This window comes from Sphingobacterium cavernae, assembly GCF_008520265.1.
Lineage (GTDB): Bacteria > Bacteroidota > Bacteroidia > Sphingobacteriales > Sphingobacteriaceae > Sphingobacterium > Sphingobacterium cavernae.
On the sequence record NZ_VIQM01000050.1, the window covers coordinates 1 to 16,534 of the forward strand.

Annotated in this window: 15 protein-coding genes; 4 read left to right on the forward strand and 11 right to left on the reverse strand. The window is 35.0% G+C overall.

Annotation, left to right across the window (positions count from 1 at the left end):
• The first annotated feature begins 397 nt into the window (after positions 1-397).
• Both FLS47_RS09870 and FLS47_RS09875 read left to right on the forward strand, forming a co-directional pair.
• On the forward strand, positions 398-1,876 hold the full coding sequence (locus tag FLS47_RS09870) for a DUF5687 family protein (RefSeq protein WP_149914212.1): 1,479 nt from the start codon (positions 398-400) through the stop codon (positions 1,874-1,876).
• Positions 1,877-1,895: 19 nt separating this feature from the next.
• The gene (locus FLS47_RS09875; RefSeq protein ID WP_149914213.1) at positions 1,896-2,591 is read left to right on the forward strand and encodes an ABC transporter ATP-binding protein; all 696 of its coding nucleotides are present in this window, start codon (positions 1,896-1,898) and stop codon (positions 2,589-2,591) included.
• A 42-nt stretch (positions 2,592-2,633) separates the two neighbouring features.
• On the opposite strand, the gene FLS47_RS09880 is transcribed toward FLS47_RS09875, so the two are convergent.
• The 7 genes from FLS47_RS09880 to FLS47_RS09910 form a co-directional block, all read right to left on the reverse strand.
• Positions 2,634-3,389: an HmuY family protein gene (locus FLS47_RS09880; protein ID WP_223225218.1), complete on the reverse strand. Its 756-nt coding sequence runs from the start codon at positions 3,387-3,389 to the stop codon at positions 2,634-2,636.
• Positions 3,322-3,540, reverse strand: a complete 219-nt coding sequence (locus FLS47_RS19015) for an HmuY family protein (protein ID WP_149914215.1) — start codon at positions 3,538-3,540, stop codon at positions 3,322-3,324. The genes FLS47_RS09880 and FLS47_RS19015 overlap by 68 nt, the downstream gene beginning before the upstream one ends.
• A 190-nt stretch (positions 3,541-3,730) precedes the next feature.
• Positions 3,731-5,854, reverse strand: coding sequence for a TonB-dependent receptor plug domain-containing protein (locus tag FLS47_RS09890; protein WP_149914216.1), 2,124 nt, complete (start codon positions 5,852-5,854; stop codon positions 3,731-3,733).
• 89 nt (positions 5,855-5,943) lie between these two features.
• Entirely contained in the window at positions 5,944-6,720 is a 777-nt protein-coding gene (locus tag FLS47_RS09895) for a DUF6607 family protein (protein WP_149914217.1), read from the reverse strand.
• Positions 6,721-6,799: 79 nt separating this feature from the next.
• Positions 6,800-7,432, reverse strand: coding sequence for a helix-turn-helix domain-containing protein (locus tag FLS47_RS09900; protein WP_149914218.1), 633 nt, complete (start codon positions 7,430-7,432; stop codon positions 6,800-6,802).
• 122 nt (positions 7,433-7,554) lie between these two features.
• The gene (locus FLS47_RS09905) at positions 7,555-8,724 is read right to left on the reverse strand and encodes a dicarboxylate/amino acid:cation symporter (protein ID WP_149914219.1); all 1,170 of its coding nucleotides are present in this window, start codon (positions 8,722-8,724) and stop codon (positions 7,555-7,557) included.
• Between the two features lie 433 nt (positions 8,725-9,157).
• Positions 9,158-9,943: an IS4 family transposase gene (locus FLS47_RS09910; RefSeq protein WP_149914220.1), complete on the reverse strand. Its 786-nt coding sequence runs from the start codon at positions 9,941-9,943 to the stop codon at positions 9,158-9,160.
• On the opposite strand from FLS47_RS09910, the gene FLS47_RS09915 reads away from it, so the two are divergent.
• The gene (locus tag FLS47_RS09915; protein ID WP_223225219.1) at positions 9,862-10,251 is read left to right on the forward strand and encodes a group II intron maturase-specific domain-containing protein; all 390 of its coding nucleotides are present in this window, start codon (positions 9,862-9,864) and stop codon (positions 10,249-10,251) included. The two genes, FLS47_RS09910 and FLS47_RS09915, sit on opposite strands and share 82 nt — an antisense overlap.
• Before the next feature lie 154 nt (positions 10,252-10,405).
• On the opposite strand, the gene recA is transcribed toward FLS47_RS09915, so the two are convergent.
• From recA to FLS47_RS09930, 4 genes are all read right to left on the reverse strand, one after another.
• The gene (gene recA / locus FLS47_RS09920) at positions 10,406-11,431 is read right to left on the reverse strand and encodes a recombinase RecA (protein ID WP_149914222.1); all 1,026 of its coding nucleotides are present in this window, start codon (positions 11,429-11,431) and stop codon (positions 10,406-10,408) included.
• A 108-nt stretch (positions 11,432-11,539) separates the two neighbouring features.
• Complete coding sequence (gene nth / locus FLS47_RS09925) at positions 11,540-12,208, reverse strand: endonuclease III (protein ID WP_149914223.1); 669 nt, start codon at positions 12,206-12,208, stop codon at positions 11,540-11,542.
• Between the two features lie 69 nt (positions 12,209-12,277).
• Positions 12,278-12,454, reverse strand: coding sequence for a hypothetical protein (locus tag FLS47_RS18275; RefSeq protein WP_188347407.1), 177 nt, complete (start codon positions 12,452-12,454; stop codon positions 12,278-12,280).
• A gap of 71 nt (positions 12,455-12,525) precedes the next feature.
• Entirely contained in the window at positions 12,526-14,151 is a 1,626-nt protein-coding gene (locus FLS47_RS09930) for a S8 family peptidase (RefSeq protein ID WP_149914224.1), read from the reverse strand.
• Between the two features lie 241 nt (positions 14,152-14,392).
• Here FLS47_RS09930 and FLS47_RS09935 point away from each other — a divergent pair, with 241 nt between their 5' ends.
• Positions 14,393-16,525, forward strand: a complete 2,133-nt coding sequence (locus tag FLS47_RS09935; protein WP_223225220.1) for a S9 family peptidase — start codon at positions 14,393-14,395, stop codon at positions 16,523-16,525.
• Positions 16,526-16,534 lie beyond the last annotated feature (9 nt).

The window sequence follows — 16,534 nt, forward strand, 5'->3', positions numbered from 1 at the left end:
GCCGTCTACGTATGGTCAAATGGAAACAATGGAAACGAACCAAGACTAAAATCTTGAACCTGGTGCAACTAGGTGTAAGTAAGTACAAGGCGTATGAATGGGCTAACACAAGGAAAAGTTACTGGCACACAGCAAAAAGCTGGATACTGACAACCACTCTTTCCAACGATTATCTTAAACACCTGGGATACCCGTCTTTACTGGCAGAATACAAGCGAGTTTGTGTTACAACTTAGGGAAGCGCCGTATACCGAACGGTACGTGCGGTGCTGTGGAAGGTCGGAACGGGAATTAATCCCGTTCCTCCTATCCGATTTTTTTAAGACAAAATTTCTATATTATCAGTTTAAAATATTAGTTTAGTATATCAATCAATTCACCCGTAATACATCTTTATATGTTTTTAAAATTGCTTCGATTAGAATGGAAATCATTTTTTAGATCGGCGAATGTGGGAAAAGGTTTGGCAGTCAAGTTTTTTTTAGGATTCTTGGGGATATATTTTTTAGCAATATTTATACTTCTTGGCTTTGGACTTTACTTCGCGATACAAGAATTATATCCAAACGAAGAACCTATTTTATTTGTCAATAATTTCCTATTGCTGTGGTTGTTATTTGAATTTATGCTGCGGTTTGTGTTACAAAATCTACCAGTAATAAATGCAAAGTCTTTGCTAACACAGCGTGTTGAACGCCAAAAAATCGTTCATGTACTACTCGCGAAATCATTGTTTTCATTCTATAATCTGTTGACATTAGTTACAGCGGTACCCTTTATTAGTATCTGCATAGTAAATACAGATTATTCTATATTTTCTTTATTGTCGTGGTTAATAGGATTAATGGGATTCGTGTTGACGATTAATTACCTCAACTTTTGGGTGCAACGTAGGTTTTCTACTAATTTAAAAGCACTGGTTCCATTTATTGTCCTATGCTTAGCGTTATATGCATTGGAGGATTTTGGGATTTTTTCCATCACGAATTTATTTGGAAGTTTCTTTAATTTGATTTTAAATTATCCAATAGTAGGACTCCTACCTTTGGGTTTAGTCGTGTTGAGTTATTTGTTGACGTTCAAAGATGTACGAGCGAATTTATATTTAGATGCCTATTTGGATAGTAAACAAAAAACGTATCAAGCTTCGGATTTAAGTTGGACAAATCGTTTCGGTGATTTGGGACCATTTCTTCAGTTGGATTTAAAATTGTTGTGGCGCAATAAGCGTGCGAAGACAGCACTCTACGTTAGTTTAGGATTTTTGCTGTATGGTCTATTGTTTTATACCAATCCACAATACGAAGATTCAACTATGCTTGTTTTTGTGGGTATCTTTATGACGGGAATGTTCATCATCAATTTTGGACAGTTTATTCCTGCATGGGATAGCTCTTATTTTCCATTGTTCCAAACAAGGCCCGTCACGATGAAAAATTACTTGGAAGCAAAAGCTTTGTTGATGTATGGGTCTATTCTTATTTTAACGATTTTGAGCACGCCTTATGTGTATTTTGGTTGGGATAAAATGTTTCTGAACGTATCTTGTGCGATTTATAACGCAGGTGTAAATATTCCAATTTTATTGGCTTTTGGTGCGTACAACCGCAAATATATTGATCTATCGAATGGCAATATGTTTAATTATCAAGGGATAGGTGCTGCACAATGGTTGGTAAGTATACCGCTCCTCATTATTCCAATTGTAATATGGTTTTCTATAAAAACTTTTTTAGATGAACATACTGCGAATTTTGTACTTATTGGATTTGGCTTGGTGGGATTATTACTACGAAAAGTAATTATCAACGGTCTCGTAGAGATGTATATGAGCAATCGTTACAAAATGTTAGAAGGTTTTAAACAAAGAGGATAATTAGCTAAAACTTAGAAAAATGATTACTATACATAATTTGTCAAAAGAATATAACGGAGTTAAGGTACTTGATATCGAACATATCGAAATCAAAAGAGGAGAAAGTGTAGGTCTTGTCGGCAATAATGGCGCAGGAAAAACGACATTGTTTAGCATTTTATTGGATTTGATACAAGCAAGTTCGGGTGAAATTCGTATCAATGAAATAAATGTCCATGCAAGTGATCGTTGGAAAGATTTTACCGGATCATTTGTTGATGATTCTTTTCTGATTGGTTATTTGACACCAGAAGAATATTTCTATTTTGTTGGGGAATTGAGTAATATAGGGAAGGAAGAGATAGATACTTTTGTAGCGCAATACGAAGAGTTTTTCAATGGAGAAGTTTTGCATAAAAATAAATATATACGTGATCTTTCCAAAGGGAATCAGAAAAAAGTAGGTATTATAGGTGCTTTAATTGGCAATCCAGAACTCATAATATTAGATGAACCTTTTGCCAATCTTGATCCCAGTTCGCAGTTTAGATTGAAAAAACTTATTCGTGATTTGATTCAGAATAGGGAAGTTACAATTCTGATTTCAAGTCACGATTTGTCTCATACTGTAGAAATTTCAGATCGTATTATCGCTTTAGAAAAAGGCAAAGTGATAAAAGATATCCAAACCTCAGCAGAAACTTTGGAAGAGTTGAATACGCTATTTTCGGTGTAATAAAATATTAAGGCTTCGAAAATCACTCGAAGCCTTAATATTTTATTTTAGTAATTCGTATTGAATTACTGGTTTTCCACGAGTTCCTCCATCATTACCTGCGCCAAATCTGTTGAATTTCAACTTGTAGTTATTTCCTTTTGAGTCTTTGACTACGTAGAATCTATCTGTTTTTACTCCAGCAGTTGTACCTGTAGTGACCCTCCAATTAGCTCCTATAACATCTCTATTTTTACTGAATTTTACTATTGGATTTGTTAAATCAGAAGACTTGAAGGTATTATATTTGAAATTTTCTGTAGTTAAAATTTCAGCAATTTCTGTTTTAGAATGTATATTGCTAAACACTAAATCTGAGAAATTGTATGCTACTAGTCCAGATGGTCCAAATGATGTTTGGTAAACAGAATATCCCCATACGAAATCCCATTCGTCTTTTTTAGGCTCTACTTTCACTTCAGATCCAGCATTTAATGAGATGTATTTGAAATTATAGGCTTCATCTTTTGAAACTTGTACAGATTTGAAGTTCGTGGTTTGTTTGATCGTACCATATTGTAATGTATAGCCGCCATTTGAACTTTTACTAATTTTTAGTTTTATCCAAGGACGTTTCGCGACTCCGCCACCAGTTCCTCTATTTAGAATAATGACTTTATTTTTTGTGTCAATATTTAAAATTGCTGGTATTACTGTAGATTCCAAAGACCCATTTAAACCATCAATATTTTTAAAATGTTCTGCATCTGGCGCTCCTTGGTTGATCGCTAAGGTCAAATTTAGTGTATCCGCTTCCAACCTCAGTTAAGCTATTTTTGGCTGTAACTGTTGCGGCAGCACTTACCGAATTATTTAAAATTACCCTAAAATCGGAGCCACTATAAAATCCTAAGTCCCAGCTATCTCTTGTTATAGGAGTTTGTATATCCGAACTGAGATCCACATACACACTGTTACCTGCAGAAAAACCTGCTTAATTTGAAATAAGACCATTCAATGTCAATATACTACCTGAAGACGGAGGAATGGCTATGATAGGTTCAGTATCACTTTTACTGCATGATACCATAGATATAACAACTATACTTGTTGCTAAAAGCGTATTAATTTTAATCATATTGTTGTTTTTTTAGTTGTGGTTATTTTGTCATATTATAGGTTAAGCCCAACACAAACGAGCGTCCATAATTCGTGCTTACGCCATTTGAACTGCTGTGTGCGCCAGATGAAACAGTTTGTGTACTTTTTAGAGTTGTGACGTTGAAAAGGTTTTTTACACCAAAATTCACTATAAGATATTTTAGTACCGGTTGATTGATCATTGCATCGGCAATAGTCATTCCATCCAATTTGACCAATTTGGCTGTGTTGACATCGCTATTGCTCAACTGGTAGCTCGGTCTTTTTCCCGAATGTTTTACAAAAAGATTCAGTGAAGTTTTTGATTTCTGCAATAGATAAGTTAACTCGCCAAAGATTTCAGGTGTCCAAGAAAATTCATTTACAGTATTCAAATTTTCTGAAAGTCTATTGTATCGACCTATGTAGGAAAAACCTAATGTAGTTTTGAAATGCTTTAAATTGAGACTGTTGTCCAATGTGAAACCAGCAGTTTTGTATGTGTCAATATTCAAAAGGGTAGTGATAGATGGATTTGCGCTATCAATAGCATAATCAATTCTATCATTGAAAACATTGTAGAAAGATGATAAGTTTACTTTATGTAGCTGATTCTTTGCTGAATGCAACTTTTGATAGGAAACTGTACTATTCCAGCTGTTGGACGTTTCAGCACGTAAATTTTCATTTCCTATAATGGCATGGCTGGCATCCACAAAATCAAAATACAACTCACGTAATGCTGGAGCACGATAGCCTTTGGCGTAGCTCAGACGGAGATCCAAATTTTTTGTAATGTCAAATTTCGTATTTAGGGCAGGAACAAATTTTGGTGCATCATACACGGAGTTTTTTAGAAAACGAACACCAGGTCGTAGCGTCAATTTATCGAAAGGTCTATATTCCGAACTAATAAAGGCAGCCATATCTTGAATATGCGGTTTCCCTTTTATACGCGCACCTGTGCCCGCATCTTTGTTGAATTCTAAACCATATTGAAAAGTTAGATTTTCGCTTACATAGTGTTGTAATGTAGGTCTCAGGAATAGCGTGTTGAATTCTGCTAAATCTTGTTCTCCTTTTTCAGTGGATAATGTAGATGTATTCGAGTTGTAATCATGAATAGTGGTAATAGTCTTACGTGATAAATCCGTGTAAGCAGCAGAAGCCTCGAAACCAAATTTTTCGGAAATCAGCCAATTGCTACTGATTTGGTGATTATAACGATTGGTGCGGTAAGTTTGCAGTTTTGCCAAGTAAGTATTGGGGTTTACACCATATCGGGAATCGATATCTTCGTGCATCGCGAATGTCCTATACCAAATATGAATTTTATCGTTTTTATAGCCTACCTTAATATTTCCTAGATATTGATCTTTGGGTTTCCATTTATTGCTAATCGCATTCACTTCTTGTATAAAGGCACATTTTGAAGGTAAATTCCATCCTCCAAATTGGTTCGACGAAACAGTGGCATCGGCATAGATATTTTCTTTTCTCCAATTTATACCAACACTCTTCTGGTGTATTCCTTTACCTTGATGAAAGTCGTATTCATTACCTACAGTCTCTTCTTGTACCTTCGCGAATACGCTGTATTTCAAGTTTTTAGGACTTTTGGTAATAATATTTATTACGCCAGCTAAAGCATCTGAGCCATAAATAACGGACATTGGACCTTCCACAATTTCAATGCGTTCAATCAGATTAACATCGATTTGATTTAAACTTTCACGTGTGTCTGAGCGATCCAACATCGGATAGCCATCCATAAGAATCTTAACATTCCTGCCGCTCATACCCATTAATTCGATATCGGATACACCCAATGTCAAATCACTACTGAAACGAATTCCCGGCTGCGTATTAAGTAATTGTTGAATATTCGTTGCAGCTCTAGATTTAATCTGATCCGAGGAAATAGTACGTACATTATAGACAGATTTGGATAGCGATTGTGGCTTATATTGTCCAGTTACGACAACTTGTTCGAGACAAATGTCGTTCTGTGCACGATGATTAATGGTATCGCTTAACCTATTCGCATGTGAAGTGGATTGAGCCTTTTGTGAAAAAATAGTAGTAGGAAACAATGCCAAACAGAGTACATTCGATAATGTAATTAAGACTATTATTCGTGACATGATTTTTTATAAAAATGTGTTAAAAATGATTGGTATACATTACGTACACCAATCATTAAGAGAGAGAATAGAATTGCGGAATTATGCTATTATTGAATGATGAATTTGTCAATTATAGTGTCTACTTCTTGTTGAGTTGCAGTGTTCGGAAGTTCGAATAAATACGAGTAAAGTGCTCTGCTGTCTACTTTTTTGTGAAATCTTAAATCTTTCTTTTTAGCCAATTCTTTGTTCCATTTACTTCTTACCTTTTCCCAAAGTTTTTCGTTTTCGGCCCAATATTTCTGTGCAGCTACACATTTGCTATCATCTACTTTTGTGTACGTATTGTAGCCTTTTTCTTCTGCTAATACATAATCAGCTTTGTCATTTTCGCGAATGATTTTCGCATTGTCTTGGTTGTGAATCCAGCCAGACGGAATTATTTCGTGGATATTTGTACGTTTCAAAATATTGTAGTCAGAGCGTTTGGAGTACTCACCTCTCGGCAAAGGAGCATCCGCAGTACTCTGCCAAAATGTTCTTCCATCCAGATTTGTCCAAGTCCACTGATCTTGATTTTCGAATACCCAATCTTGTCTCCAATGTTTGATAACCATTTTATCACTCACGATTAGCAAATGCTGTAATGAAAAATAATTATCGTTAGCAATAATAGGCGTAATCCATTCCAAAGCTGTTTCGTGTTTGGTTTGTGAAGCCTCGTATTCATCTTTGTTTTGTGGATAACTGAATGTCTCGGCAGATGCAAATTTTACTTCATAACATCCACACATTGATTTGATTGTTTGCGCATCTTTTGCTTGTTGGGCATTGCTATAGTTGCAAGCCAGTGCTAATAGAATTACAGAGAATAATTTTTTCATTTATTTAGACTAATTAAAAATAATATGGAAGTATAGAATATTATTTTAGGAGTCAGTTTTCGAAATCAGAAAATGAATTTTAGTTATTAGAAATTTTGAAGGATAGAGGAGGTTTTCCAAACTTATGTTTGAAAGCTTGACTTAAGCTGCTCAATGAGGAATAACCAATTTTTAACGCGATTTCTTGGAGAGAATAGTGTGAGTCTTTTATCAAATATTTTGCTTTTTCTAAACGCTGATTGACGATGTATTCGTGTACCGTAACACCATATGTATTCTTGAATCTTTCTTTGAGATATTGCTGATTTATTTCAATAATCTTGGCTAAATCTTGAATTTTAAGTGTTTCGTGCAGGTGAGTTTCAATGTACTCTTTTAATTCAGCAACCTGTTCTTCTGTAAGTTCATTTTTCCCACTCTGAACAATTATTTTCTCGAAAAATTTATGGATTAAAATATTAAATTTTATTTTACTCAATACATTGGAGTCGTGTTGTAAGGATAGGAGGTCTAAAAACAACACAAGAATTTCTCCATCTCCTTTAAAATAAATTGATGTTTCAAATTTCAAATGTTCAATAGCTAAATGATTTATGCAATCAAGTGGAATTTCCAATACTTCAATGGTAGATTCCGATATATTGTACTGTTCGCAGTTTACGTTTATACATATTTTTTCTGAATCCTTCTTTCTGATAATTCCACTAATCATATTACATTATTGATTATAATACAATCACAAATGTGTTTATTTAGACTGAATAAAAATAAGGTTAGTCAAAGAAAAAGGTGATTTATTTACAAATCACCTTTACAGCGTACTAATATTTATTACTAAGCGATTTCTTTTTTACCAAATAATTTGTCAACTACAATCGCTATAGCCCCATCTCCAGTTACATTACACGCTGTACCAAAGTTATCCATAGCAATATATAATGAAATCATCAAGGCTTGATTCTCGGCATCAAAACCCAACATCGATGTAATAATTCCTAATGCTGCCATAATAGCTCCACCTGGTACACCTGGTGCAGCGATCATCGTTACACCCAGCATACAGATAAATCCAGCCATTTGACCAAACTCAATCGGCATACCTTGCATTAACATTAAAGCAATTACGCATGCTACAATCTTCAATGTGCTTCCTGCTAAGTGAATGGTAGCACACAATGGGATGACAAAAGAGGCTACATTATCCGAAACACCTGCTTTTTTCGCTTGTTCTAAGGTAACGGGTATAGTGGCTGCTGAAGATTGTGTTCCCAAGGCCGTAAAATAAGCCGGCATCATGGTTGACAAGAGTTTGAGTGGATTTTTTTTGGTGATTGCACCTGCTATGATGTATTGAATCAACAACAAAATGATATGCAGTGCGAAGATAAATCCGATTATTTTGACAAAAACATTTAATATCAATAGCACTTTACCAGAATAGGTCATATCCAAGAATATGCCGAAGATAAATAAGGGTAATAATGGGATAATGACTTTTTCTATGATAAAGGAAATGATATTCTCGAAGTCATACGTAATTTCAGCAAGTTTGGAATTTTGAAGACGTGATAACCCAATTCCTATTAAAAACGCAAAAACTAATGCGCCCATTATATCAAAGAAAGGTGGGATTTCGAGTGTAAAATAAGGTGTCAAGCTTTTACTTCCTTCTTCTATAGCTGCTACTGATTGGTTCTCAATCAACGACGGAAAGAATGCCATACTAGCGAAGTACGTAGAAAACCCCGAAAATAAAGTAGACCCATACGCTATAGCAACGGTTGTTAGTAGCATTTTACCTGCTGTATTTCCCAATTTAGCTATTGCAGGAATTATAAGGCCGACGATAATTAATGGAATAAGAAATTTCAATAATTGGTCAAATAATCCGTTGAAGGTAGCAAAAATGTTCCCTATTGATTCAGGTATTATACTTCCTAATAAAATTCCAAGAGATATGGCGATGACAACACGAAAAAGTAGATTATCAAATATTTTTTTCATGTCCTAAAGTACTAAATATAATTATAAAATCACTTGAGTAATGGGTGAATCAACTTGTTGGTAATTTATGATTATTGTATTTGTGTTTCTTTGCATGTCATTTTTATCGTCATGTCAAATGATTGTTTTTTGTTGTTTCGCGATATGTTTTTGTCTTTTTTGAAATAAAGGGTGTTTTTCCTGTTTAAAATAATTTCTTTTTCATTACTGTCCTAAATAAATTTTAAGGCGCATATTATCTGCTATCTTTTATGAATTAAGAAAGCTTTTGTTAAAAAATCAAATTGTATCCTACCTATGGTTTTTAGAAAAGTTTATATTGTCCTATTTTATCAGGAGGTTTACCTGAAAAGAATGGATCATTAGCCCATTTCCAGAGATCAATTTTCACAAATATATTTAAGCGAATAAAGTTCACAAGATTTGATAAGTTTCAATCATATTTAGCCTTCTTCTGAATGTATTTAAAGAGTAGTATTCCTATTAATGCAGTCCAAATTTGGATGTAAACAGCATTTTCTGAGGTTCCTCCAAAACTTGTTACTTTCAGACGCTGTTTTAGATGTTTGAAGAAAGTTTCAATCTCCCATCTTTCCTTATATAAGGCCGCTACTGTTGATGCTTTCCAGGTGAAATTATTTGTTAAGAACTCATATTCAGCATTATTTATGTTGTCCCAAAAACGAACTAGACGCATTTTCTTTCCTTCATAGTGCTTTTTGACATCCCCATCAAGCTCAATGATCTGATCCTGAAGGACTCCGCTGTTCTTGAGTGCTTCACTTTGAAATGATCTCACCACTGTATATTTCATATTGCTTTTACTGCGTGTGACAAAAAAGGACTGATTGCTGTCCAAAACGTTCATCCAAGCATAATCAACGTAGCCTCTATCCACAACCACCACACAGCCCTTAGAAAATGAAATGGTCTTGACGATTTTAGATTCATGTTGTTTACCATCTGTAATATGCACAAAACTCGGCATACAGCCATCATAATCAAGTATAGTATGAAGTTTAACAGCCCCCTTAGCACTGCGAAATTTTGCCCAGTCAAATACACTTAAACATAACGGAATAATAGTAGCATCCATGAGATATACTTTACGCTTGAGCCTATTAAGCTCTGCGCGTCTTGGAGAATCTTTACGCCACAAATCATCCAAAAGTTTATAATACAGATCACGGAATAGGCTATGATCACGATGTTTGTTTATATAAGATAAGTAGTTACTTCAAGTTAAGTGAATCGCGAAGCATATTTGAAATGCTAGACGAGTGGACACGTAGCCGTGTTAGGCTCTGCTATTGGAGCCAATGGAAACGGATCAAGACGCGTGTGAAGGAGCTTAAGAAACTAGGGGTGACTTCTAACCAAGCTTATCAATGGGGTAATCCCCGTAAAGGTCCGTGGCGAATGGTAAATAGCCCAATCTTGAAACGAACGCTTACCAATGCATTCTTAAAGAAAGAAGGACTATTATATCTTACCGATATAATAGTCCCAAAGACTGTTAATGTTTAATGAACCGCCGTATGCCGAACGGCACGTACGGTGGTGTGAGGGGTCAGGTAATCAAATAATGATTACCTTCCTACTCTATTATTTTTTTAATGACGGGGTTCTTTCTTTAAAAAACCTTTTTAGACGGCCTCTTTTTAAAAGATATCAAGAATTGTTATTCTTCATTATTTGAGATAGCTTGATCCAAAGCTTCACCACTTACCTCAGCTCTGATTTTGGCTTCTAATTCATCTGCTAAATCAGGATTATCTAAAAGTAAATTTTTAACAGCATCACGACCTTGACCTAATTTTGTGTCACCATAACTAAACCAAGAGCCTGCTTTTTTGATAATGTTGTATTCTACTCCTAAGTCTATGATTTCGCCCACTTTAGATATACCTTCACCAAACATAATGTCAAATTCAGCAATACGGAATGGAGGAGCAACTTTATTTTTAACAATTTTAACCTTTACACGGTTACCAGATACCTCGTCAGAATCTTTAATCTGCGAAGTACGACGAATATCTAGACGTACTGAAGCATAAAATTTCAAGGCATTACCACCCGTAGTAGTCTCTGGGTTGCCAAACATAACACCAATTTTTTCACGTAATTGGTTGATAAATATACAACAACAGTTTGTTTTAGAAATTGTACCTGTTAATTTACGCAAGGCTTGAGACATTAGACGTGCTTGAAGACCCATTTTAGAATCACCCATTTCACCTTCTATTTCACCTTTAGGAACTAATGCAGCCACAGAGTCTATAACGATAACATCAATAGCTCCTGAACGAATTAAGTTGTCCGCAATTTCTAGTCCTTGCTCACCATTATCAGGCTGAGAAATCAATAAGTTTTCTACATCAACACCTAATTTTTGTGCGTAGTACTTGTCAAAAGCATGTTCAGCATCTATAATAGCAGCAATACCGCCTTTTTTCTGCGCTTCTGCAACGATATGTGTAGCTAAAGTTGTTTTACCAGATGATTCAGGTCCATAGATTTCTATAATACGGCCTTTTGGTACACCACCAATACCTAATGCAATATCTAATCCCAAAGAACCAGTAGAAATAGCTTCAATCGGCTCGACAGCCGAATCACCTAATTTCATAATGGTACCTTTACCATAAGATTTTTCTAATTTATCTAGAGTAAGCTGTAATGCTTTTAATTTATCTGCGTTGCTCATATTTTTAGTATTAACGATTCAAAAGTAAGATTATATTTTTTATTTACAAAACTTTTTGCTAAAAAAATTAGTTTAGTGTAATAACACTAAAAATACAAGGAAAATTGTTTATTGTTCTACGTTGTTGATAACTTTTGTTTTATATGTTTTTTCAAAGTACTTGCAAAAATGAGTAATTGGGCATATCTCACATTTTGGTCTTCGTGCTAAACAAGTATATCTACCATGTAAAATCAACCAATGATGAGCAACCTTAATTGTCTCAACTGGAAGAAATTTTACCAATTGTTTTTCTACAGCTAAAGGGGTTGTAGCTCTTGTTGTTAATCCTAACCGATTACTAACACGAAAAACGTGCGTATCTACTGCCATTGCTGGATTGTTATAAACTACAGATGAAATTACATTAGCTGTTTTCCTCCCTACACCAGGTAATTTTACCAAATCTTCAATCTTTTCTGGTACTACGCCGTTGAACTCGGATAGGAGCTTTTGTCCCATGCCAACTAAATGTTTCGCTTTATTATTTGGGTAACTTACCGATCGAATATAGGAAAAAACTTCTTCGACTGAGCTTTCAGCTAAAGATTCTGGTGTTGGATACCGCTCAAATAATGCGGGAGTGATTTGGTTGATACGTTTATCAGTGCATTGTGCAGAAAGTATTACCGCAATTAGTAATTCAAAAGGATTACTATAATGAAGTTCTGTCTGAGCATCTGGATTATGCGTAGAAAAGTATTCTACAAAAGCTTTGTATCTGTCTTTTTTCAACATATACAAAGATAAAGTTTATACATTATGTATGGAAAATAACAAAGTCTCTAAATTTTAGAGACTTTGTATTTATTTCTTACTAAACGATTTTGAATATTGAAGAATGTTATCAATCGTGGATTGATTTGGTTCTATACCTAAATTTTTGATTTCCTCTTTAATTTTTGCTTCGAATTTGTCTTCAATTTTATTTTCTACATCGTTAGTGTAAGTTTTTTCTTCTGTTTGAGTAAAGTTTTCTACCATAAGCAATTGATTAATTGTTTAGTATATAAACGTAGTAACATTTGCTTTATTGTGAGAAATTTAACTTTTTTTTACTTTTTCGAATTTATATAATTATTAGCTTCTACTATTGCATTATACGCATTCACTATTCCACCACTCACAGAGATTTCATCCAAGTAAACTTTTTTAGTGCTACCATCTTTTTTGATTTTAACTTTTTGATCAACTTTTGTAACGGATTTCATAAGTATTTCTTTAACCTCTTTAGCCGATAATTGTGGGTAATATGCTCGTAATAATGCCGCAACACCTGAAGCAACTGGAGCTGCCATACTTGTTCCTTGTTGTTCTTTGTATTTATTTTCTGGCATTGTAGAATTAATCTCAACCCCTGGAGCAAATAAATCTACAGATCTATAACCAAAATTTGAAAAGTTTGCTAATAATTCATCATTAACTTTCCAAGACGTAGCACCTACGGTTAGGTAATTGTTCGCTTCACCAGTCACGGCATTTTCTTTGTTGGTGAAGTACTTAGAAGGATAATTTGGATTGATGTCAATATCTTTAGCATCATTACCTGCGGCATGCACAAGGAAAACATCTTTTTCTTGCGCATAGCGAATCGCTTCATCTACCACTTCTTTATTGTAAAAATAACCTTTACCGAAACTCATGTTGATGATTTTTGCCCCATTATCGACCGCATAACGAATACCATTGGCCACATCTTTATCGCGCTCATCACCATTAGGAACTACGCGTAATGACATAATTTGAACATTATCAGCGACACCATTGATACCAATATTGTTATTGCGTTTAGCTGCAATGATACCAGCCACGTGTGTACCATGGCCTGCGTCAGGACCTTTTACATCCGGGTTTCCATAGTATCTTTCTGTAGCATCTTCATAGTTGTCACCTACGATATGGCGAGGATCAAATTCTTTATTCAAATGATACTTAATCTGTGCGCCATAATACTCATCAGCTTCTTTGATGTCTTCGTAGAATTTTTCAAAGCTATCTTTCTCTGTCGCTCTTTTGATAACGGAAAGTGCAGTTTTAATATCTCTATTCTCCGATTTGTAATTGTCAATATCCGCTTTCGTTATATCTTTCGGCTCTTTTCCAATTTCAGCAACAAATTTGTCCACATTCATTTTTAGCCTACCATAGTTCGTATTCCCAAAATTTGCTTCATCATATTTGGTCGTATAATCTGAAATCATTTTTTGATAATTAACAAATTCACGACGTTGAGCCTCATTTAGTTTTGTCGTGGGCAATACAGAAGCATATAAGGGATCGTATTTTGCTATCAAACGTGTAACTTCTAGGTTATCGTAATTAACATTTTCGCCATTAGCGTTACCAATAAAGTTCCAACCATATTTATCATCAATGTAGCCGTTATTATCATCATCTTTTCCGTTTTTATTAGACTCTTTTTTGTTGATCCAAAGTACATCTTTCAAGTCTTCGTGGTAGACATCTACACCACCATCGATTACGGCAACGATTACAGGAGTTGCTTTTCTACCTTTCAGCAGTTCATAGGCTTTTTCTGTACTTACACCCATGATGCCATCTGATTTATAATCTAAATTGTACCAATTAGCTGGAGCTTTGTCTTTTTTATCTTGTGCGATACTTGAAAGAGGGAGTAGACCAATACCGAATAAAGCAATTAGAAGTTTTATATTACGCATATTTCAATTTAAATAAAATTCGAACAAATATAGTGCTATTATTATGCCAGTAAGATGTTAAAAAAAGGTAAAAAATTAGATGTAACTTAAATATTGCAAATATAAAATTCTCTTTTTTCTTAACTTGTACAAGATAGTAATCTTTAAATATAAATAATTGTAGGTAAAATTTATTACCCTATTGTAGGTAAAATTTATTACCCTTAATATTTTAACTATGTTCGCCTCAAAAAATAATTGGATGATAATATTAAGTTTGGCAGTGGTGTCATGTTCTCAAAAATCAGAAAAGTCACCTGTCACATGGCCTGAAGCCCAGGCACCCGTAGCGGATATCAAACCGCATAACCGTATAATACATGGAGATACAGTTGTCGATAATTATTATTGGCTAAATGATTTTTTCAAAAAAGGACCAGATTCTGCGAATGTAGTTAAATACCTAGAAGCTGAAAATGCGTACACAAAGGAAATGATGGCTGGAACCGAAGATTTTCAACAGCAGCTTTTCGAAGAGATGAAATCGCGCATCAAGGAGAAAGATGAGTCTGTACCATATTTCTACAATGGTTATTATTATTACAACCGTACTGAAGAAGGAAAACAATATTACAAATACTGCCGTAAGAAAGGCTCGTTGGACGCACCAGAAGAGATTTTGCTGGATGTTGATAAAATGGCTGAAGGCAAACCTTATTATGCAATTGGTGGCGCTTCGGTGAGCCCAGACAATAAATTATTGGTGTTTGGAGTAGATGAAGTTTCTCGAAGAGAATATGTCTTGCATATTAAGAATCTCGAGACAGGCGAAATCTATGCAGATAGAATTACACGGACGAGTGGGGGGGCTACTTGGGCTGCTGATAATAAGACCTTATTTTATACATCTAAAAACCCAGTGACGCTTTTGTCTGAAAAAATAAAACGCCATACATTGGGCACAGATGCGAGCCAAGACGCTACAGTGTACGAGGAAAAAGATAATACAAATTACATCGGCGTAGGCAAGTCTAAAGATGGAAAATATATCTTTATTCAGTCACAAAGTACAATGAGCTCAGAGGTTCGTTACTTGCCTTCCGATACTCCAAACGGAGACTTTAAAGTATTCCAACCACGTATGAAGGATGTCCTATATTCTGTGACACCTTTGGCGGATAAATTCTTAGTTCGAACAAACGCGGATGGTGCTAAAAACTTTAAAATTGTTGAAACACCATTAGATAAGGCCGCTAAAGAAAATTGGAAAGATTTTATTCCGCATAGAAATGATGTGTTAATCGAAGGAATTGACGAATTCAAAGAATTCTTAGTTGTTTCAGAGCGTAAAATTGGTTTAACAAATCTTTCTATTCGTAATTTAACAGATAATTCTGTTCATGACTTGGACTTTGGCGAAGCTGCTTTTACGGTGTATTCAAGTACAAATGCTGAGTATAATACGGATGTGGTTCGTTATGGTTATACCTCCATGGTGACGCCTTCCTCGACTTTCGATTATAATATGAAAACAAAGGAAAAAACTTTGTTAAAACAACAAGAGGTTTTGGGTGGATATAATCCAGAGGAGTATGTGACCGAACGTACTTTCGCAACAGCGACAGATGGTACACAAGTTCCGATTTCGTTGGTATACAAAAAGGGGACAAAGAAGGATGGTTCTGCACCTTTATTTCTTTACGCATATGGTTCTTACGGAGCGTCTATGGATCCAACTTTTAGTTCTATTCGTTTGTCTTTATTGAATCGTGGATTTATCTACGCTATTGCGCACATTCGTGGAGGAGAAGAAATGGGACGTCAATGGTACGAGGATGGAAAAATGATGAAAAAGATCAATACATTTACGGATTTCATCGATTGTGGTAAATATTTGATTGACAATAAATATACGTCCAAAGGTCATTTGTATGCCGAGGGTGGTAGTGCTGGGGGATTGTTGATGGGTGCGGTGATTAATATGGCTCCAGATCTTTGGAATGGCGTAATTGCAGCTGTACCTTTTGTAGATGTCGTAAATACTATGTTGGATGAGTCGATTCCTTTGACCACAAACGAATACGATGAATGGGGAAATCCAAACAATAAGGAAGCGTATGAATACATGAAGTCCTATTCTCCATACGAAAATATTGAGGAGAAAGAATATCCAAATCTATTGGTGACAACAGGATTGCACGATAGCCAAGTTCAATATTTCGAGCCAGCAAAATGGGTTGCGAAGCTGAGAACTAAGAAAAAAGGGGATAACGTAATTTTGTTAAAAACGGATATGGATTTTGGTCATGGTGGCGCTTCAGGACGCTTCGATTACTTGAAAGATCAAGCTTTTGAATGGGCTTTTATTTTAAAACTAGAAGGAATTACTAAATAATAAAATTTA

Bases quoted from the DNA above. Each gene is read 5' to 3' on its own strand.
- FLS47_RS09930 (WP_149914224.1), bottom strand. From the start codon at position 14,151: ATGCGTAATATAAAACTTCTAATTGCTTTATTCGGTATTGGTCTACTC.
- FLS47_RS09905 (WP_149914219.1), bottom strand. From the start codon at position 8,724: ATGAAAAAAATATTTGATAATCTACTTTTTCGTGTTGTCATCGCCATA.
- FLS47_RS09895 (WP_149914217.1), bottom strand. From the start codon at position 6,720: ATGAAAAAATTATTCTCTGTAATTCTATTAGCACTGGCTTGCAACTAT.
- FLS47_RS09890 (WP_149914216.1), bottom strand. From the start codon at position 5,854: ATGTCACGAATAATAGTCTTAATTACATTATCGAATGTACTCTGTTTG.
- nth (WP_149914223.1), bottom strand. From the start codon at position 12,208: ATGTTGAAAAAAGACAGATACAAAGCTTTTGTAGAATACTTTTCTACG.
- recA (WP_149914222.1), bottom strand. From the start codon at position 11,431: ATGAGCAACGCAGATAAATTAAAAGCATTACAGCTTACTCTAGATAAA.
- FLS47_RS18275 (WP_188347407.1), bottom strand. From the start codon at position 12,454: ATGGTAGAAAACTTTACTCAAACAGAAGAAAAAACTTACACTAACGAT.
- FLS47_RS09935 (WP_223225220.1), top strand. From the start codon at position 14,393: ATGATAATATTAAGTTTGGCAGTGGTGTCATGTTCTCAAAAATCAGAA.
- FLS47_RS09875 (WP_149914213.1), top strand. From the start codon at position 1,896: ATGATTACTATACATAATTTGTCAAAAGAATATAACGGAGTTAAGGTA.
- FLS47_RS09900 (WP_149914218.1), bottom strand. From the start codon at position 7,432: ATGATTAGTGGAATTATCAGAAAGAAGGATTCAGAAAAAATATGTATA.
- FLS47_RS09870 (WP_149914212.1), top strand. From the start codon at position 398: ATGTTTTTAAAATTGCTTCGATTAGAATGGAAATCATTTTTTAGATCG.